Genomic DNA, 17434 nt, shown 5'->3' with positions numbered 1-17434 from the left:
ATGGGGATGATTCCAAGAACCCGTCTATTTTTGAATTGGTTATTCCATCGCCAGTCCCAAACATGTATGGCTTGCGGCACTCTCACAGGGCGTTTTTCCGAATTCCCCGGGATTTGTACTTCTTGTTCGCTTCAAATTCCTTGGGTTTACGATATTCGTTGTGTTCATTGTGGACGTCCGACGTCTTGCCCGGATTGCGGAAGGCTTGACCGATTAGTACGTTACTTTGTATGCAATCGGAGTGCAACCAGCTATACGCCGATGATGAGAGAATGGATTGGACAGTTCAAATATCGCGGGAATGAAAAGTATGGTTCCCTGCTGGGTGAGATCATGAATCGAGCCTATCAGGCGATGAGGTATGAGTTTGCAGGTCATAAACATTCTCGTTTCAAGCGATCTTTGTGGAGTGTAGATGTAGTGACATGTGTCCCGGTAAGTGAGAAGAGGCTGACAGAGCGAGGCTTCAATCAGGCTCAGATCTTGGCAGAAGAGATTGCTAGGAGGAATAAGCTCCCCTTCCTATCTTTACTAGCTCGTCCACAAGATACAGGCAAACAAAGCTTTAAATCAAAAAAGGAACGCATGAATACAATGAATAATGCGTTTTCTGTCCACCCCAATATGACAAATTTGCTGAAGTCTTTTATTTTAAAAGCTGAATCTCAATGTGTTACGAAGGATAAGCTTTCCGTTACCGTTTTGCTTGTAGATGATATTTATACAACGGGGAGCACATTGCAGGCGTGTGCACGTGTATTGAGAGAAAAGGCATTAGAGCAAGGAATACATTTGACTATTTTTTGCCTGACTTTAGCCAGATCATAAGTCCAAATCTCCAGTATTTCTCATGATTATTTTGCTTGAAACTATGAAAAAAAGAGTATAATTCCCTTAATGGAAGAATTAGATGATAGAGCAAAAGTCTTTTAAGCCGTACAATCAGCAGGATTTGACAACGAGCTAGAGAGAGGTATATAATTAAAATATAGAGACAAACAAAAAGTAAGGAAGTGAGGGATGAAAACAGAATATTTCAATTTAGAGGTTGATTTTTTTGGAAAAGAGGAGTACAATTTCTATCTGTTGATAGCTAACATGATTGGTAATAAGTGATTAGCTAATGACTAAAGAGCGGACATTGGGAGTGTCTCGCTCAGTAGTAAAGCAGTTAATTAAAATTTAAAGCTAAAAAGAGGAGAGAACAAATCATGAAAAACGTAATGAAAAAAGTAGCAGTATCTAGCATGTTGGCAGTTAGTTTAGGTGCAGTATCTTTGTTGAGTCCACTTGCAACAGGTCAAGTATTGGCGAAATCTGGTTCAGATTACAACAAGGATCGAGCTGAAGAACAACTGATCATTCAACAACAAGAAGAAGCTCAAAAAGCATTTGAAGCAAAAGTTTTTGGAACTGTAACTACTGAAGATGCAGCAACTACAACACCAGCTCAACCAGCTACTGAGAACAACAATCAAGCAACAACCACAAAACCAGCAACGACTACAACTGAAACACCAGCAACTGTAAATACAATCACTGTAAATGTTCAAGAGGGCGACACATTGGCTTCTATTGCTGAGAAATACGGCGTAACTGTTGAAGAACTGGTTAAAATTAACAACCTGGTTAAAGTAGGCCAAGAACTGCAAGTACCGCAAACAAAAACAAATAAATAATTATCATTATAAATGTATAATGAAGTATGTTTTTTAAACCAAGCGTTTGACTATAGTATACGGGAAGGCCACTATTAAAACAATGCTTTTTTGAATAATTATTTGTGAAATAGCTTGTTTTTTGGGTTGCAAATTTCCACTGGTGCATCTAGCTTGATTTCAGATAGGTTATAAGTTGAGATGATGTTAGGTCCATGAGATTTATGAATACCCACACTCCATGTGCGGAGCATTCGTATGGGCGCCGTTCCCCCGGATTTACAGGACTTTCTTGGTGTCATTCGGGGCACAGGTGAACATGAATTCTTCTGAGGATTGTTTCGCCCGGTTTTTCCCTCATCTTAATAATTAATTTCTACAGTTACTCATATTCATATAGCTATTTTAATTGTATAATGAAGCGCTATTCCCGAAAACAACTGGAATGGCGCTTATTTTATTTTCTATCTAAAGTACGGAGCAATGTTTGACGATAAATAGACACATGCAATAGGCTGAACATTAGCTTTCATGGGCTTTCTTTATTTTTATGTCATTGCATATTGATGCATATAGATGTAGAGAAACTTTTGCTGATGGGTCATTCTCTCTTATACTTTTAATATGATAACTTATAAGATGTGCAATTGTGTAAAATCTGAAAATCTCTTTTTGAAATATTTGCTAGACGAGGCTCTTCATTATAAGGTAATGTAAGGATAAAAGTCTTTTAAAGATCGGAAATTGGAAAGGGGCGCTACAGAGGATGAATTTGGATAACTGTCCTCGATGTGGAAAGCTGTTTATTATGAACGTCAGGGGAATCTGCCAGAACTGTATTAAAGAAATTGAAATTGAATACGAACGCTGTGTCAAACATATACGTGAAAATAAGGGCATTCATATGCACGAGCTTTCGGAGGCTACTGAGGTATCCGTAAAGCAAATCACGACATTTATACGTGAGGGACGTATTTCCATTGCTAATGCGCCCAATATGACGTATCCTTGCGAGGTATGCGGGATACCGATTCGTGCAGGGCATATGTGCGATTCTTGTCGAACACGTCTGACTAAAGACCTGCATCAGGCTGTACGCGAAAGTAGTAATCAGGATCAAAGTAATAATATGGGCTCAGGTACCTACAGCGCGATTGATAAACTTCGTGGAAAGTAGTACAGGGGAATTAAAAACACATTCAGCTATTCAAAAAGTTTCAAATACCGCCGATAATCTTTATAGAGCTTATCGGTTTTTTTATTTTTAGCAACCATGCACAAAATAAAGAAGTGAGGCATAATACGAACCATGCTCGACGCTATGTCGTCTGATACATTCTGACCATATCAAATAACTAAGGAAGGTGGAAGTTATGAAAATTAACGAGACCAACCGCATCGGAGCTATTAATCCATATCAGCGCAATATTGAAACAGGGCGCCAAGAGGAACAAAAGAAATCCCGCCGCAAGGACGAGGTTTCCATTTCTCCGGAAGCAATGGAAATGCTGAACCGCAGCAGTGATGCAGACCGCGTTAAGAAAATTCAGGAGCTTAAGCAGCAAGTAGCTTCTGGTACCTATCGTGTGGATGCCGATAAAATTGCAGAGAAGCTGTTACCTTACTTCAAGCAGTCTTCTGAAAGCTAGGTGAAGGAATATGCCTTTAGATCGATTGATTGATGTGCTGGAACAGCTAGACCAAAAGCATCTTATCTTGTTAGAACTAGCAAAAAGCAAAAAAAAGATTGTTATGGAAAATGATATGGATAGCCTGGTTCAGCATCTGAACCAGGAATCCAGACTCCTTAAACAGGTGGAACAGCTAGAGGAAGCTCGTATGGAGATTTCGTATGAGCTTCTTCGTGAACGTGGTATTAAGTCTCAGCTTAATTTGACTATAACCGAGCTGGCACGTCTTGTATTTGATCCTGAAGATAAGAACAAACTCCTCAGTGTCCAGAGCCGCTTATCCCACACTCTCTCAGAATTAAAGGAAATTAATGCAATCAATCAAAAGCTCATCGAGCAATCGTTGGTGTTTATTGATTACTCGTTAGATCTACTTGTAGGTCGTCCTAATCAGGAGATGACTTATATGCATCCAGATCAGAAAAGTAATCAACTTGCACGACCTGGATTGTTCGACACTAAGGCTTGATCCGAGGAGGAAAATAGAGTGCCATCCACATTTCATTCCATAGAAACAGCTAAAAGAAGCCTTTTTACACAAACGGCAGCTTTAAATACAACAGGACACAATATAGCTAATGCCAACACAGAAGGCTATACACGGCAAACGGTTAAGATGAGAGCTTCTATACCTATGGAGGCATATGGTATTAACCGTTCTAATGTGCCTGGTCAGTTGGGAACAGGTGTTGAATTTGATGCTATTGAACGCATTCGTGAGAAGTTCTTGGACAGTCAGTATCGTGGAGAAAATACTGAGCTGGGTAGTTGGACGATTCGGAGTAACACACTTGATAAGCTACAACAGATTATGAATGAGCCGTCCGATACAGGGATTCGCAAGGTTTTGGATAACTTTTATAAATCTTGGTCTGATTTAAGTAAAGACCCAGAAAGTGTAACCGCACGAACTATTGTTAAAGAAAATGCGCTTGCGTTGACTGATGCAATGAATCATATGAGTAAACAGTTAAGCAATCTATCTGCCGATTTAACCTCAAATGTGGAGGCTAAGTCTAGCGAGCTACAAAGTTATGTGAATTCCATAGCGGACCTGAATCAATCAATTACTAAAATTGAAGGCTTGGGAGATAACGCTAATGATCTTCGTGACCAGCGTGATTTGATCGTCGATAAAATTTCGAAGATCGTTAATGTAACGGTAACTGATACTGATCAAGGCTACAACGTTAATATGGGTGGTCAAGCATTAGTAACTGGGTTTGCACCGACTACTGGAATTAACGGCGCTTTTTTACAAGCTGCTTTTGCTTCCAATGATTTGCAAGGAGGCGAAGTCCATGGAATGATCATTTCCAGAGATCAATTTGTAGCAGATTATACTGCACAAATGGATAACCTTGCTGATACATTGGCAAACGGTGATATTTCTGTAACGCTACCTAAAGGCTCAGTATTGCCAGAAGGCACTGTACTGAACGGAGTGACTTATACAGGGACCAATCGCACACTTCAATCGGATTTAACAGTTACGGTTAAAGGTCTTAATGGTTTGCATCAATTGGGTTATACCCAAGAGGAAAAAGATGCTAACGGTAATATGGTTGCAGGTAAACCTTTTTTTGTAGCTTCAAATAATGGCGGGACGATAACGGCAGGCAACATTACGTTAAATACTGCTATAGTAGATAATCCTAACGCCATTGCAGCATCCCTTCGTGTAACAGGCACTGCTCCTACTGAGGAATTGGTTAAAGGCAATAATACATTGGCATCCCTCATGTCCAATTTGAAATTAAATAATTTCACTTCTGTTTCTACAGGGAACAAGGCTACTATTGATAGCTTTTTCAGTTCTATGGTTGGTCAGTTGGGTATAGAGGCTCAAGAGGCAACAAGACAGACACAAAACTCGACAGCCCTCGTATCTCAGGTTGAAACTATGCGCCAGTCTGTGAGTGGTGTTTCACTGGATGAAGAAATGTCCAATATGATCAAGTTTCAGCATGCCTACAGCGCCGCTGCTCGGTTTATGACCACATTCGATCAATTATTGGATAAATTAATTAACTCCACAGGTGTAGTTGGAAGATAAGAATGGGGATTAAATATCTTAGTCTGTATACAAGGGTATTTAATTACGGAGGGATATAATTATGCGAGTTACTAACAATATGCTAAGCTCACAGCTTTTGCTGAATTTGAATCGAAATTCTGAGCGTATGAATAATACGCAGAACCAGATGGCTACCGGACGTAAGCTGAACAAGCCCTCTGATGATCCTGTAGGGATTACGTATTCCTTAAGGTACAGATCTGAATTGTCTTCAAATGAACAATACCAACGGAATGTGGACAGCGCAGTGTCTTGGCTTGATTTTAATGATACGGTCATGGATCAGGCAGGCCAAATTATGCAAAGAGTACGTGAACTAACAGTACAAGCCTCTACGGGAACTAACCCACAATCTGCGCTGGACAGTATCAACAAAGAAATTGGCCAGCTTAAGGAACAAATGATTGATGTTGTGAACAGCCAATTGAACGGGAAATATATATTCAATGGTCAGACCTATGACAAAAAGCCTTATGATCTCCCTTTGAATGCTGATAATACGCATGATACGTCTGGCGCAGCATCCATTGCTACGGATACAGGAAATGTTAATTTTATAGTGGGTGAAAATGTAGCTTTGCCCATTAACGTTACTGGTAATGAAGTCGTAGGAACAAGCACGGATGCCGATAATTTATTTACAATTTTTAATCAGCTATCTGCAGCTTTGGCAAGTGGTGATATTAAAGCGAGTGGGGATCAATTAGCTAATATTGATTCACGTGTGGATAAAATGCTGAAAGTCCGGTCGGAAATGGGAGCTAAATCCAACCGTGTGGAGTTAATGCAAAGCCGATTGAGCGATCTGGAAGTAAACTTAACGGACTTGCAGTCTAAAACGGAGGATGCGGATTACGCTGAGCTTTTAATGAATTCCAAGATCCAAGAGAATATTTACAATGCTTCTTTGTCAGCTGGAGCTAAAATAATATCCTCATCATTAGTTGATTTCTTGAGATAGTCTAAGGAGGGGGAGAAATGGCCATCATTCCGACACTTCAGATCCGGCAAACTCCGGCTATCCTGCATATTGACGCAGACCCTGGGCAGTATTCGATTCGACAGCCCTCGGCAGATATGGAATTAACGACACGACGTGCTCAACTGGAAATTCACCAATATAAGCCACAGCTGACCATAGATCAAAGTGCAGCCTTCTCTGCCTATAACGGGGGCAATTACCTTGAGATGAATAATCGAATTTATTCAGGGTTGCCGCAGATATTTCTACAAGCTATTGCGCATAAAGTGGAGCAAGGTAATCGGATGGCGGATATTCACATTCCTGGGAATACTGTAGCCAATGTTTTTGGAGAGGATACAGAAACGCATGTGCTTCCTGAATTTAGGGGTCCAGCATCTATGGATAATGTCGATATTCGTGTTGAAACGCGGGCACCTGATATTACATATACACCTGCTGTATCGGAAATGCATGTGACCGTTAATCGTCCAGAGATTGAGTATACCCGGGGGAAACTGGAGATTTATATGCAGCAGTATCCATCAGTGGCCTATATTCCACCTGAAATTGATGTCGCGATGTAAAATAAGTTAAGGTTATAGAGGTTGTTCAAGCCGTCTATAGCCTTTTTTTTATAATAAAATGTATATATCTGATTAAATATTGGAGGAATATTAGTGATTATATCCACATCTATTTGGGGTGACATTGAAGTAAATGAAAAAGAAGTATATCGTTTTGAAAAGGGAATTCCGGGATTTGAGGAGACGACCGAATTTGTGTTGCTTGATCATGATGAGGCTCCCTTTTACTATCTCCAGTCCCTTCAGCAGAAGGAACTATCTTTTGTCTTAGTGGACCCATTTATTTTTCATCCTGAATACGAGTTCGAACTCCCTGATAGTGAAACGGAAGAACTGGAGATTGAATCTAATTTAGTCGTTCGCAGCATATTAACATTACATGAGCAGGTAGAGAACTCGACGATCAATCTATTGGCACCTTTGGTTTTCAATCCTGATAATAGGCAAGCCAAGCAGGTTGTTTTGCACCAGTCCCCGTATTCGACCAAGCATTCACTGCAACCCACTAAGGAAGACGAAACCATCCGTTCAAAGGAAGGTGAATAATCATGCTGGTACTTTCGCGTAAGAAAGGCGAGTCTATTATCATTCAGGATCACATTGAGGTGACGGTGCTCGGAGTAGAGGGAGATACAGTGCGTATAGGGATTTCGGCTCCCAAACAGATGGACATCTTTCGCAAAGAAATCTATTTATCCATTCAAGAGTCTAATCGTGAATCTGCTGCCCATACGCAGTCAAATTTGGATGCTTTGCGCAAGATGATAAATAAAAATAACGAAAAATAAAAAAAATCCTAAAATGCTATTAAAAGATCGACGAGAATGTCGATATATATAGTACAAGCTATTACGGAGGGGCGGCCGACTTCAACGAATAGCTGTAACAACAATAAACCACATGGATGTGGGACATTTACCTTCAGGGAGGAAATTTAAAATGATTATCAATCACAATATTGCTGCAATGAACACTCACCGTCAATTGAACACAAACACTACTAACACAAACAAAGCAATCGAAAAGCTGTCTTCCGGTCTTCGTATTAACCGTGCTGGTGACGATGCTGCTGGTTTGGCAATTTCCGAAAAAATGCGTGGTCAAATCCGTGGTTTGGATATGGCTTCCAAAAATGCTCAAGATGGCATTTCTTTGATCCAAACAGCTGAAGGCGCACTGAACGAAACACACAGCATTCTGCAACGTGTTCGTGAATTGTCTGTACAATCCGCGAATGATACGAATACAAATGCTGATCGTGCTGAGCTTCAAAAAGAAGTTGTTGAGTTGACTAAAGAAGTAACACGTATCTCCACAGATACTGAGTTCAATACTAAGAAATTGTTGGATGGAGCTGGCGTTAGTAACGCAGTGTTCCACATTGGTGCTAACGCAGGCCAAGCAATTACATTGTCAATCAATAACATGGGTGCTACATCATTGGCAATTAATACAGTTGATATTTCTACTCAAACAGGTGCGAATGCAGCGATTGCATCCTTGGATACTGCTATTGCATCAGTTTCCTCTGAGCGCGCTAAACTGGGTGCAAACCAAAACCGTTTGGAACACACAATTAACAATCTGGGAACCACTTCCGAGAATCTGTCTGCTGCTGAATCCCGCGTACGTGACGTAGATATGGCAAAAGAAATGATGAACCAAACGAAAAACAACATCCTTGCTCAAGCTTCCCAAGCGATGTTGGCTCAAGCTAACCAACAACCACAAGCTGTACTTCAATTGCTTCGCTAAGATTAATATATTCCTTAAAGTATTAAAAGCCCTCGCCTAAATAGGCGAGGGCTTTTTTTTGGGGATTCCTTGTAATTCCTTATAATTCCTCTTTTCGGCACTAACTACTCTCTAATATATAACCGATATAAAGAGTAATAGCATTTATTTAGTGGTGAAAGGAAAACCTAAACTTATGTCTAAAACAATAGCGTTATGTATGATAGTGAAAAATGAAGAACAATTCTTAAGACGGTGCTTGGACAGTGTCAAGAACAAAGTAAATCAAATTATTATCGTAGATACTGGCTCAACTGATAATACTTTAAGTATTGCTAAAGAATATACTAATGATGTGTACAGTTTCAAATGGGTTGATGACTTTTCAGCTGCCAGAAATGAATCTATTAAATATGCTACCACTGATTATATTTTGGTGATGGATGCAGATGAATATTTGGAAGAAGATTCGAACCTGCAAGATGATATCTCTACGGGAAAAGATTGGTATTTTTTGAAAATTCATAATATTTTATCACAAGGGCGAAAAATAACTCATATTGCTGTACGGCTTTTTGCAAATAATAAAGGGTTGTTTTTTCAAAATCGTCTCCATGAGCATTTAAATATATTAGTTGAGGACAAAGTTTTTACAAATGACTTTGGTAATTCAGCATTGCAACATACTGGTTATACCGATGATATGATGGAAGATCGAGACAAAAAGAAAAGAAATCTTCCCCTCATGTTGCGGGAAGTACAGGAAAACCCGAATGCTTATAATTTATTTAACATGGGTAGAACTTACAAATGGGTCGAAGAATATGAAAAGGCAATTCATTACTTTCAAAATGCATATCCTTTGAGTAAAAATCTAACTATTATGCCTGATCTTTTGATGAATTTAACTAATTGCTTAGTTAGTTTAAAGCGTGAACAAGAAGCACTAAAGATAATTAATGATGCAGCTATTTTGTTTCCAAATGAAACTGATTTACGGCATACTCAAGCTCTTCTTTTTTTGGAGCTCGGTTATTTAAGAGATGCCGCCAAAACTTTTGAAACTTGTCTTAGTCTCGGAGATCAAGGAATAACCATTACTGAAGGTAATGGTGGTTATATGTCACATTTTAGGCTTGCTGAGGTATATGAGAAGAGCTACCGTATATCAGAAAGTTACGAACATATTATAGATGCTGTACGTGATAGTAAAAGCTTTGCCGTAGGAATATCAAAGTACTTTCAAATTGTTACAATGGCCAACATTCCACTTGAGGACGTCTACCAAAATTTTAGTCAGATATATAAAATGTCAAAAGTCGAAGAACTTCAACTTTTAATTGAGATACTTTATATAATGAGACATCCTATTTTGAATAGGTATTTAAGTGAATATGAAATTAAAGTTGAAGAAAAAATAAGCGCAGTGGCTACCCAATACGATAAACAATATGAAAAAGCAAAATTATTATGGACTAAAATGGTAGAAATTACTCGTGAAAATGGCGAAGATATCTTGTTACTTGCGTTTATTTTGAAAGACTTGGAGCTATTTGAATTATCACTCTCTTATCTAAACTTAAGCATGAGAGAGACAAAAATGCTCCGATCTATAATTCTAAATGAAGAATTAAGAAATTTGAAATTTTCGAGTTATATAGAGAATATTTTGGCGAAGATAATTGAGAATTTACTTGTATTACAAGAATATGAAGTTTTTCAGTGTGTTCTCAATTATGCCGAGCTAGGTTCTATAAATTTTAACTGTAGTGTAATAGAGAAGATAATTAAATACGGCTTTTATGAAGTGGCTATTGACTTACTTATTAAACTATTCAAAACTAATGCTAATAATATAAAAGTAATACAATTACTGGGAGATATGTGTTATAAGCTGAACTACTTAGAGGATGCACAGCTTTTTTATAGTAAACTATTGGAGCTTTGCCCTGAGTATAGTTCATATGAAAGGTGCTACATGCTATTTGAGAAATTAGACGATAAAGAAAATCAGTACATTTTAAAGGAAAGCATAAAAAAAAGTTTTCCTCTCTGTTTGTGGGTTTTAGAATGAGGATTTTAAGAGATTCACTTAAAACTTAAAAAATTTATTTATTATTTTTAATCAGACATTCAATTTTTTAAAAAAATATTTATTTGTTACACAACTATAGAACTTAGGCTATAGATCTTTCAACTTGACACAGTATACGATTTTTATAAACTTTACTTGGAGGAAGTGATGAGGTGCTAAGTAGCATCATAATATTAACGTATAATAAATTAGAATATACAAAAGAATGCATAGAAAGTATTCGCGATTATACAGATCAAGGTACTTATGAGATTATTGTGGTCGATAATGCGTCAAATGATGGGACAAAAGAATGGATTCAAAGTCAGGAAGATATTTTTGATATTTGTAATGAAAATAATTTAGGATTTCCTAAGGGCTGCAATCAAGGTATTGATGTTGCACAAGGAGACAATATTGTTCTTTTAAATAATGATGTGGTGGTAACACCAGGATGGCTAGATATTTTACTAAATGCTCTATACAGTTCTGAGAATACTGGAGCAGTCGGTCCTGTCACCAATAGTGCGTCTAATTATCAAGCTATACCTGTTTTTTATCAATCAAAAAGCGAAATGTTAGCTTTTGCAACTCGGTATAACCGCCCTGATCATATTAAATGGGAGCAAAGGCTAAGACTCATTGGGTTCTGCATGGTGATTAAACGGGAAGTGGTTGACAAAGTAGGTTTATTGGACGAAATGTTTACACCAGGTAATTATGAGGATGATGATTATTCTTGTAGGATTATTCAATCTGGATATAAGTTGATTTTATGTAAGGATGTATTTATTCACCATTACGGTTCTATATCTTTTGGAGAGGTTAATGGGTCGTATAAAAAACTGTTGGAAAAAAATAAGTGTAAGTTTAAGGAAAAATGGAATTTTAAATCTGAGGATCTGAGTAATATAAGGCGTGAATTAAGCAATTTTATAGAGCAGCCAAAAGATGGACATATTATTAGAGTTTTAGAAGTGAACTGTGGGTGTGGCGGAACTCTTTTAGAAATTAAAAATAAGATTGAAAACGTAGAATTATTTGGATTAGAGGCAAATGAGTTTGCGGCAGCTTTTGCACGTGAAATTGCAGAAGTTCGGGTTGCAGGTGTCGAAGAGGCATTGAATTATTCTGAAAATTATTTTGACTATATTATTCTTTCAAATACATTCGAAGAGTTAAGAGATCCATGGGGCTTTTTGAAAAAATTAAAAATGCAGCTAAAACAGAACGGGAAGATCTTAGCTAGTATTTATAACGTAATGCACTATAGCATTATTAAATCTATGTTAAATGGTCAGTGGAGTTATACAAATAATGGTTTACTGGCCCACTCTCATATTAGATTTTTTAGCCTCCGTGAAATTGATAAGATGTTCACGGAAGCAGGATTTGAACATATGGAATATCAAAGTATTATGCTACCAATTTCTGATTTAGATCAAAGTTATATTGAGGATTTGAATAAATTAGGGAACCAATCGGTAGAACAGTACAAGGCTCATCAATATGTTGTAAAGGCTTTTAATAACAATGATAATGATATATTGCAAAAAATCCTCTTTAGATTGGAGGACGAAAATTATCCGAAAGGGCTTCTAAATGAATTTATAAATTTGATTACTATGAATAACATAACTTACGTAGATATCATTAAAGAGATAGAAAAGTCAGTGATTATAAATAAGCAAACGATGTATAACATATTGGGAACAGCACTATATAAGGCCGAATTATTTGACCATGTCTTTCCTCTGTTTTATGCCTCGTATGAATTAAATAAACTTGATAAAGAAACTTTATACAATATAGGGTTTTTACTGCATAAGGCTGGTGATAATAATTTATCATTGCACTATCTTCGACAAATTGAAGATTACGACCAAGAGACCGCTAAACTTATTAAGTTAATACAATCTTGTTGAATTATTAGTAACAAAGTAAGTTACAGATATACAACTTCAGTAGTTCAGTCCTTAAAAGAAGTATGGCAGAAAGAAATTGCAACTGTTATAGAATCATTTTCACTATATGTAAGAAAGAGTCACATAAATATTTAAGATGTCTACTGTTATCATTGTTTACGTTTATTCTGATTCAGTTAATTATCATTTGAAAATTACTCAGAATCTGAATAGGTTTCTAGAAACCTCCTTTCAAAGGGTCAATGTTTGATAATAGTCTTTGCATTGCATGAAAACTTATAGAGAGCAGGTTTCCTTATGACGTTAGCTGAACAAGAAGAATTGATTAATATTCTGTTGGAACTTGATAATGGGTTAATAACAGAAGATAATGTTGCGAAATTACTCAGTGACATACAAAAAAATGATGTATTAGAAAAAGTCCTTAACACTATTTCAAATGAAATAACTAATAAAATAGATATTCTAAACTATCTAGCTGTTGAAGGTTTCAACAATGGTATGTTTGACCATATAATACCTTTACTTCAAACATCTCTTGAAATCGACCCTTTTCATAAGGGGACCTTATTTAATTTAAGTAGCATTCTATCTCATTTCGGCGAAATAGACCTTGCCTTAGACTATGCCAAAAAAATACAGGACAATAGTGATGATACTTTGGCTCTAATGAAAGAATTAACGAATGCAATTGCCGTAGAGAAAAAAAGCGGTTCTCAAAGTATTTTGAACATGGAGCAGAATGATATCAAATTTACAGGAGAACGTTTGGTCATTAATCAAGATGTAAAAGACAACTTTAACAATGTGCTCGAAGAACATTTGCGCAGATATGAATTAGCTTGTGAATATTCTAAAGATAAAATAATACTTGATGCTGCATGTGGAGCGGGATATGGCTCAAAAATGATGAAATCTGCTGGAGCAGCAATGGTTGTGGGTGTGGACATTGATCAAGATAGTGTGAACAATGCAAAAAGGACTTATCATGCTGACAATATCAACTTTATGTATGGTGATGTGAATAAATTACCATTTAAAGATGAGACCTTCGATATGGTCGTTTCTTTTGAAACCATAGAGCACATTGCTAATGGAGCCGATTGGATTAAGGAATCTGCCAGATTACTTAAGGAAGAAGGCCTGTTCCTAGTATCGACTCCTAATCGCTCTATTACCAACCCCGGTAACTACTTTGAAGAACAACCCTTGAATCAACACCACTGTTTTGAATATAACATAACGGAGTTTATCGGTGAATTAATGAACGAGTATGATATATTGGATATTTTTGGTCAAAGCTATATCAATGACCATGATAGTTACTACTATCATGTTATGAGAGAAGCCCGTCAGCTCAATAGGGGATTTGCACCTGACAAAGTAGTCGAACAAACTGAAAAACACGAGTTGATCTCACTTAAAGATGTGAAGAATGCGCAGCCAATGTATATAATTGCAGTATGCAAAAAAAAACTAAAAGATCATCAGACTATAACCAAATCGCAGAAACTTTAAAAAGACCTGCATTTTATAAATTGGGTGAAAATGTATCTATTGGAGAAGGGTGTGAGATTATTGGTGCTGAAAGAATTTCTATTGGCAATAATGTCATGATTAGAAAAGATTGTTGGTTAAATATAGTTATTAATCAAAACTATAAAAAAAAAACTGGAATTATCATTGATGATGGTTGCCAGATTGGAAAAAACTTTACTATTTCGGTTTCCAATAGAGCGCATATTGAACAAAATGTCCTGATTGGTGCTAATGTATACATTGCAGATTGTGGACATGCATATGAAAATATTGCAATCCCTATTATGCATCAAGGGGTATCTTCCGAAACGAACGAAGTTTCAATCGGTGAAGGATCATGGTTAGGAATTAACAGCGTTATTGTTGGAAATGTCCGAGTAGGTAAAGGGTCCATAGTGGCGGCAAACTCTTTTATTAATAAAGATGTACCTGATTACAGTGTTGTAGCCGGGAACCCAGGGAAGATCATCAAAATGTTTGATAGTGTAAGCAAATCGTGGAGAAAAGTATACAATGATGAAGATATCCAATTTATATTAAAGAATCGAGTTGACTCATCCGAGTTGAGTCTATAAAAGGAGTTTTGTTATCTGAACACAGAAAAGTGCAATTCAGATGATTTTTGGAGATTGGGAAAGTAAGCTCCTGTGGAGTTTTTCTGACCCAATCATTTTTTAAGTGAAAAGGAACTGTTTTACTTTAACTATTTTAGGATCTTTTGTATTTCTGATCCCTTGCTTCTGTTATGGGAAATATTCTTTGTTTTTCTATGGTACGTATCTCGGAACTCTATTTTTATTCTTCACAATATGCTCTAAACAACCGATAAAATAATAAATAGGCCATCGGAGGTTGGAAGAATGAATCTACAATTTTCGGTTTCAACGAATCAGATGAATGGACAGGCGAACGGTGTGTCTCAAAGTAGTGAAGGTTTCACTACTAGTAACAAAACAACTGAATCATTAGTAACTGCTATAAAAAGTGGGTTAGCTTTAACTAAATTGGAGCAGCAGGGGGTTGCTATTCCTCTTGGAGAAGAGCAACTTATTCGTGCTATAGATCGCGCAGTCAAAGCTCTTCAGGGACCTACAACCACGTTGGAAATGAGTGTGCATGAAAAAACACATCAGATCTTGGTCAAAGTTCTCAATAAAGACACAGGAGAATTGATTCGGGAGATTCCTCCTGAAAAGACGCTTGATTTAGTAGCAAAGATGATGGAGATTGCAGGAATTCTCATAGATGAAAAAGTATAAGGAGGCAATTAGATGCGTATAAATGGTTTTTCAGGAATGGATATAGATAGTATGGTCACCTCGTTAATGACCGCGAAGAAGTCTCCATTGAATAAGCTGAACCAGCAGAAGCAGACATTAGAGTGGACGCGTGATAGTTACCGTGAATTAAATACTAAGATCGTTCAGTTTAGCGATAAGTTGCGTGATTTAATGACTAAGTCTGACAAATTGAACACTCAGAAAGCAACGCTAACGGGTAATACAACGGCTATTAAAGCGGAAGCTAATGCTGATGCTAGCTCTACACCTATGTCTATAGTCGTTAACAAGCTAGCTACAAAGTCCAATATGCAGACCTCTACAGGCCTACGTACTGCTGGAAGCAGTACGGCAGATGCTACTAAAAATACTACATTGGAGCAAATTGCAGGTGGCAGTGCGTCAGATACTTATGAGTTAAATATCAATGACAAAACAATCACTTTTCTTAAAACCGATACAATATCTGCAGTTATGGGCCGCATCAACTCAGAAGGGGCGAATGTAACAGCGACTTTTGATGAAATCAGTGGTAAGTTCTCCATTACAGCTAAAGATTATGGGGATAGCAATAATATTAAATTAACTGGTGCTGATAAGCAGGTTAAAAGCAGTACGCTTATGGATTTATTCCAAATTAGTTCTACAGATGTAAAGGCGGCTGAAAAAGGGGAAGTTATAGTAACGAATACTGCAGATTCGAGTTCTAAAACTTATAATCCTGATAACAACTCCCTTGTCGTTAATGGAGTGTCACTGACTCTGTTAGAGACCACGGGAAGCACTGAACCGGCTAAAATTACAACCCAATCAGATCCAACAAAAGCTATGGAGACCATTAAATCTTTTGTGGATACTTATAATGACCTATTAAGTACATTTAATACGAAACTAAGTGAACAAAAGTATCGCGATTTTCCTCCACTGACAGCCGATCAAAGGAAAGACATGAAGGAAGATGAAATTAAGCAGTGGGAAGAAAAGGCGAAAAGTGGTCTTCTTAAAAATGACTCCATTTTAAGTTCTGCTGTGTCTTCTATGCGTATGGTTATTTCCAGTAAATTAGGAGATTTAAGTTCGGTTGGTATTACTACAGGTCAATATTTCGAAAATGGTAAATTACAAATTAATGAAGAGAAGCTGAAAGCTGCTTTGACGACAAATCCGGATAAGGTTATGAATATATTCAAAGGGTCGTCTGATGTTGTAAACAGCAAGCCTCTCTTTAGCGAATTAAGAAGTAAGCTTGATACTACGTTAAACATGTTTGTAAAAAAAGCAGGTACATCAAAATTTGATACAAATGGCAGCATGACCTTTAAAACAGAAAGCATAATGGGAGATCAATTAAAAGGCTATAATCGCCGTATTACAGATTTATCAAGCCGGCTTAAAGATGCTGAGACTCGTTATTACAAGCAGTTCTCAGCCATGGAATCGGCTATGAGCAAGTATCAGTCGCAGTCTTCCAGTTTGACAAGCTTTTTACAATAGTCTAGAAAAGGGTGATTCGTTTGATCTCATCTCCTTATGAAAAATATAAACAGTCTTCGGTACAGACCTCTACCCCGGGGCAGCTCATTATTATGTTATATGATGGTGCCATTCGGTTCGTAAAGGCCGGTCTTGATGGAATATCATCCAATGATATTGCTAAAGCAAACATAAACCTGGGTAAAGCCCAAAGCATTATTAGTGAGTTAATGTCTACGTTAAACTACTCGTATGATATTTCCAAAAATTTATATGCTTTATATGAATATATGAACTATTTATTGATTCAAACCAATATCAAGAAAAAGATTGAGTCAGGTGAGGAAGTTCTGGGTTACCTGCAAGAATTGCGTGAAACTTGGATTGCAGTGAACAAGCTAACGGCAGGTATGTCATTGTCAACGGAACAGTAAG

18 protein-coding genes are annotated in these 17434 nt (G+C 37.2%); all 18 read left to right on the top strand.

The window, feature by feature from the left end:
• Positions 1-828 (top strand): ComF family protein, encoded by an 828-nt coding sequence (locus ACM1ND_RS24505; protein WP_418026723.1) that lies wholly within the window; start codon positions 1-3, stop codon positions 826-828.
• Positions 829-1211: 383 nt separating this feature from the next.
• On the top strand, positions 1212-1679 hold the full coding sequence (locus tag ACM1ND_RS24500; RefSeq protein ID WP_418026721.1) for a LysM peptidoglycan-binding domain-containing protein: 468 nt from the start codon (positions 1212-1214) through the stop codon (positions 1677-1679).
• Between the two features lie 745 nt (positions 1680-2424).
• On the top strand, positions 2425-2835 hold the full coding sequence (locus ACM1ND_RS24495) for a TIGR03826 family flagellar region protein (protein WP_069009992.1): 411 nt from the start codon (positions 2425-2427) through the stop codon (positions 2833-2835).
• Between the two features lie 196 nt (positions 2836-3031).
• Complete coding sequence (gene flgM, locus ACM1ND_RS24490) at positions 3032-3307, top strand: flagellar biosynthesis anti-sigma factor FlgM (protein ID WP_013312286.1); 276 nt, start codon at positions 3032-3034, stop codon at positions 3305-3307.
• A gap of 10 nt (positions 3308-3317) precedes the next feature.
• Positions 3318-3818, top strand: a complete 501-nt coding sequence (locus ACM1ND_RS24485; RefSeq protein WP_418026719.1) for a flagellar protein FlgN — start codon at positions 3318-3320, stop codon at positions 3816-3818.
• Between the two features lie 18 nt (positions 3819-3836).
• Positions 3837-5405: a flagellar hook-associated protein FlgK gene (gene flgK, locus ACM1ND_RS24480; protein ID WP_418026717.1), complete on the top strand. Its 1569-nt coding sequence runs from the start codon at positions 3837-3839 to the stop codon at positions 5403-5405.
• Between the two features lie 61 nt (positions 5406-5466).
• Entirely contained in the window at positions 5467-6387 is a 921-nt protein-coding gene (gene flgL / locus ACM1ND_RS24475) for a flagellar hook-associated protein FlgL (RefSeq protein WP_418026715.1), read from the top strand.
• Positions 6388-6404: 17 nt separating this feature from the next.
• Positions 6405-6974, top strand: a complete 570-nt coding sequence (locus ACM1ND_RS24470; protein ID WP_418026713.1) for a DUF6470 family protein — start codon at positions 6405-6407, stop codon at positions 6972-6974.
• Between the two features lie 93 nt (positions 6975-7067).
• Positions 7068-7520, top strand: coding sequence for a flagellar assembly protein FliW (fliW, locus tag ACM1ND_RS24465; RefSeq protein WP_418026711.1), 453 nt, complete (start codon positions 7068-7070; stop codon positions 7518-7520).
• Between the two features lie 2 nt (positions 7521-7522).
• Complete coding sequence (gene csrA, locus ACM1ND_RS24460; protein ID WP_029514583.1) at positions 7523-7762, top strand: carbon storage regulator CsrA; 240 nt, start codon at positions 7523-7525, stop codon at positions 7760-7762.
• A 151-nt stretch (positions 7763-7913) separates the two neighbouring features.
• Positions 7914-8729 carry a flagellin gene (locus ACM1ND_RS24455; RefSeq protein WP_418026709.1) on the top strand — a complete coding sequence of 272 codons (816 nt, stop codon included), beginning with the start codon at positions 7914-7916 and terminating at the stop codon, positions 8727-8729.
• Positions 8730-8904: 175 nt separating this feature from the next.
• Positions 8905-10782: a glycosyltransferase gene (locus tag ACM1ND_RS24450; RefSeq protein WP_418026707.1), complete on the top strand. Its 1878-nt coding sequence runs from the start codon at positions 8905-8907 to the stop codon at positions 10780-10782.
• A gap of 173 nt (positions 10783-10955) precedes the next feature.
• Positions 10956-12707 carry a glycosyltransferase gene (locus ACM1ND_RS24445; protein ID WP_418026705.1) on the top strand — a complete coding sequence of 584 codons (1752 nt, stop codon included), beginning with the start codon at positions 10956-10958 and terminating at the stop codon, positions 12705-12707.
• Between the two features lie 297 nt (positions 12708-13004).
• Entirely contained in the window at positions 13005-14225 is a 1221-nt protein-coding gene (locus ACM1ND_RS24440; RefSeq protein ID WP_418026704.1) for a methyltransferase domain-containing protein, read from the top strand.
• On the top strand, positions 14171-14821 hold the full coding sequence (locus ACM1ND_RS24435; protein WP_418026702.1) for an acyltransferase: 651 nt from the start codon (positions 14171-14173) through the stop codon (positions 14819-14821). Before ACM1ND_RS24440 ends, ACM1ND_RS24435 begins: the two co-directional genes overlap by 55 nt.
• 285 nt (positions 14822-15106) lie before the next feature.
• Positions 15107-15505, top strand: a complete 399-nt coding sequence (locus ACM1ND_RS24430) for a flagellar protein FlaG (RefSeq protein WP_418026700.1) — start codon at positions 15107-15109, stop codon at positions 15503-15505.
• Positions 15506-15517: 12 nt separating this feature from the next.
• The gene (gene fliD / locus ACM1ND_RS24425) at positions 15518-17020 is read left to right on the top strand and encodes a flagellar filament capping protein FliD (protein WP_418026698.1); all 1503 of its coding nucleotides are present in this window, start codon (positions 15518-15520) and stop codon (positions 17018-17020) included.
• 20 nt (positions 17021-17040) lie between these two features.
• Complete coding sequence (gene fliS / locus ACM1ND_RS24420; RefSeq protein WP_165146241.1) at positions 17041-17433, top strand: flagellar export chaperone FliS; 393 nt, start codon at positions 17041-17043, stop codon at positions 17431-17433.
• The last annotated feature ends 1 nt before the right edge of the window (position 17434 follow it).

It is taken from the genome of Paenibacillus sp. JJ1722, assembly GCF_048282685.1.
Classification (GTDB): Bacteria; Bacillota; Bacilli; order Paenibacillales; family Paenibacillaceae; genus Paenibacillus; species Paenibacillus polymyxa_B.
Note: the sequence above shows the minus strand (reverse complement) of the source record. Positions and strands in the feature narration are given on the sequence as shown.

Coding starts and splice junctions, on each gene's coding strand:
- ACM1ND_RS24505 (WP_418026723.1), top strand. CDS start 1: ATGGGGATGATTCCAAGAACCCGTCTATTTTTGAATTGGTTATTCCAT.
- ACM1ND_RS24500 (WP_418026721.1), top strand. CDS start 1,212: ATGAAAAACGTAATGAAAAAAGTAGCAGTATCTAGCATGTTGGCAGTT.
- ACM1ND_RS24495 (WP_069009992.1), top strand. CDS start 2,425: ATGAATTTGGATAACTGTCCTCGATGTGGAAAGCTGTTTATTATGAAC.
- flgM (WP_013312286.1), top strand. CDS start 3,032: ATGAAAATTAACGAGACCAACCGCATCGGAGCTATTAATCCATATCAG.
- ACM1ND_RS24485 (WP_418026719.1), top strand. CDS start 3,318: ATGCCTTTAGATCGATTGATTGATGTGCTGGAACAGCTAGACCAAAAG.
- flgL (WP_418026715.1), top strand. CDS start 5,467: ATGCGAGTTACTAACAATATGCTAAGCTCACAGCTTTTGCTGAATTTG.
- ACM1ND_RS24470 (WP_418026713.1), top strand. CDS start 6,405: ATGGCCATCATTCCGACACTTCAGATCCGGCAAACTCCGGCTATCCTG.
- csrA (WP_029514583.1), top strand. CDS start 7,523: ATGCTGGTACTTTCGCGTAAGAAAGGCGAGTCTATTATCATTCAGGAT.
- ACM1ND_RS24455 (WP_418026709.1), top strand. CDS start 7,914: ATGATTATCAATCACAATATTGCTGCAATGAACACTCACCGTCAATTG.
- ACM1ND_RS24450 (WP_418026707.1), top strand. CDS start 8,905: ATGTCTAAAACAATAGCGTTATGTATGATAGTGAAAAATGAAGAACAA.
- ACM1ND_RS24440 (WP_418026704.1), top strand. CDS start 13,005: ATGACGTTAGCTGAACAAGAAGAATTGATTAATATTCTGTTGGAACTT.
- ACM1ND_RS24435 (WP_418026702.1), top strand. CDS start 14,171: ATGCAAAAAAAAACTAAAAGATCATCAGACTATAACCAAATCGCAGAA.
- ACM1ND_RS24430 (WP_418026700.1), top strand. CDS start 15,107: ATGAATCTACAATTTTCGGTTTCAACGAATCAGATGAATGGACAGGCG.
- fliD (WP_418026698.1), top strand. CDS start 15,518: ATGCGTATAAATGGTTTTTCAGGAATGGATATAGATAGTATGGTCACC.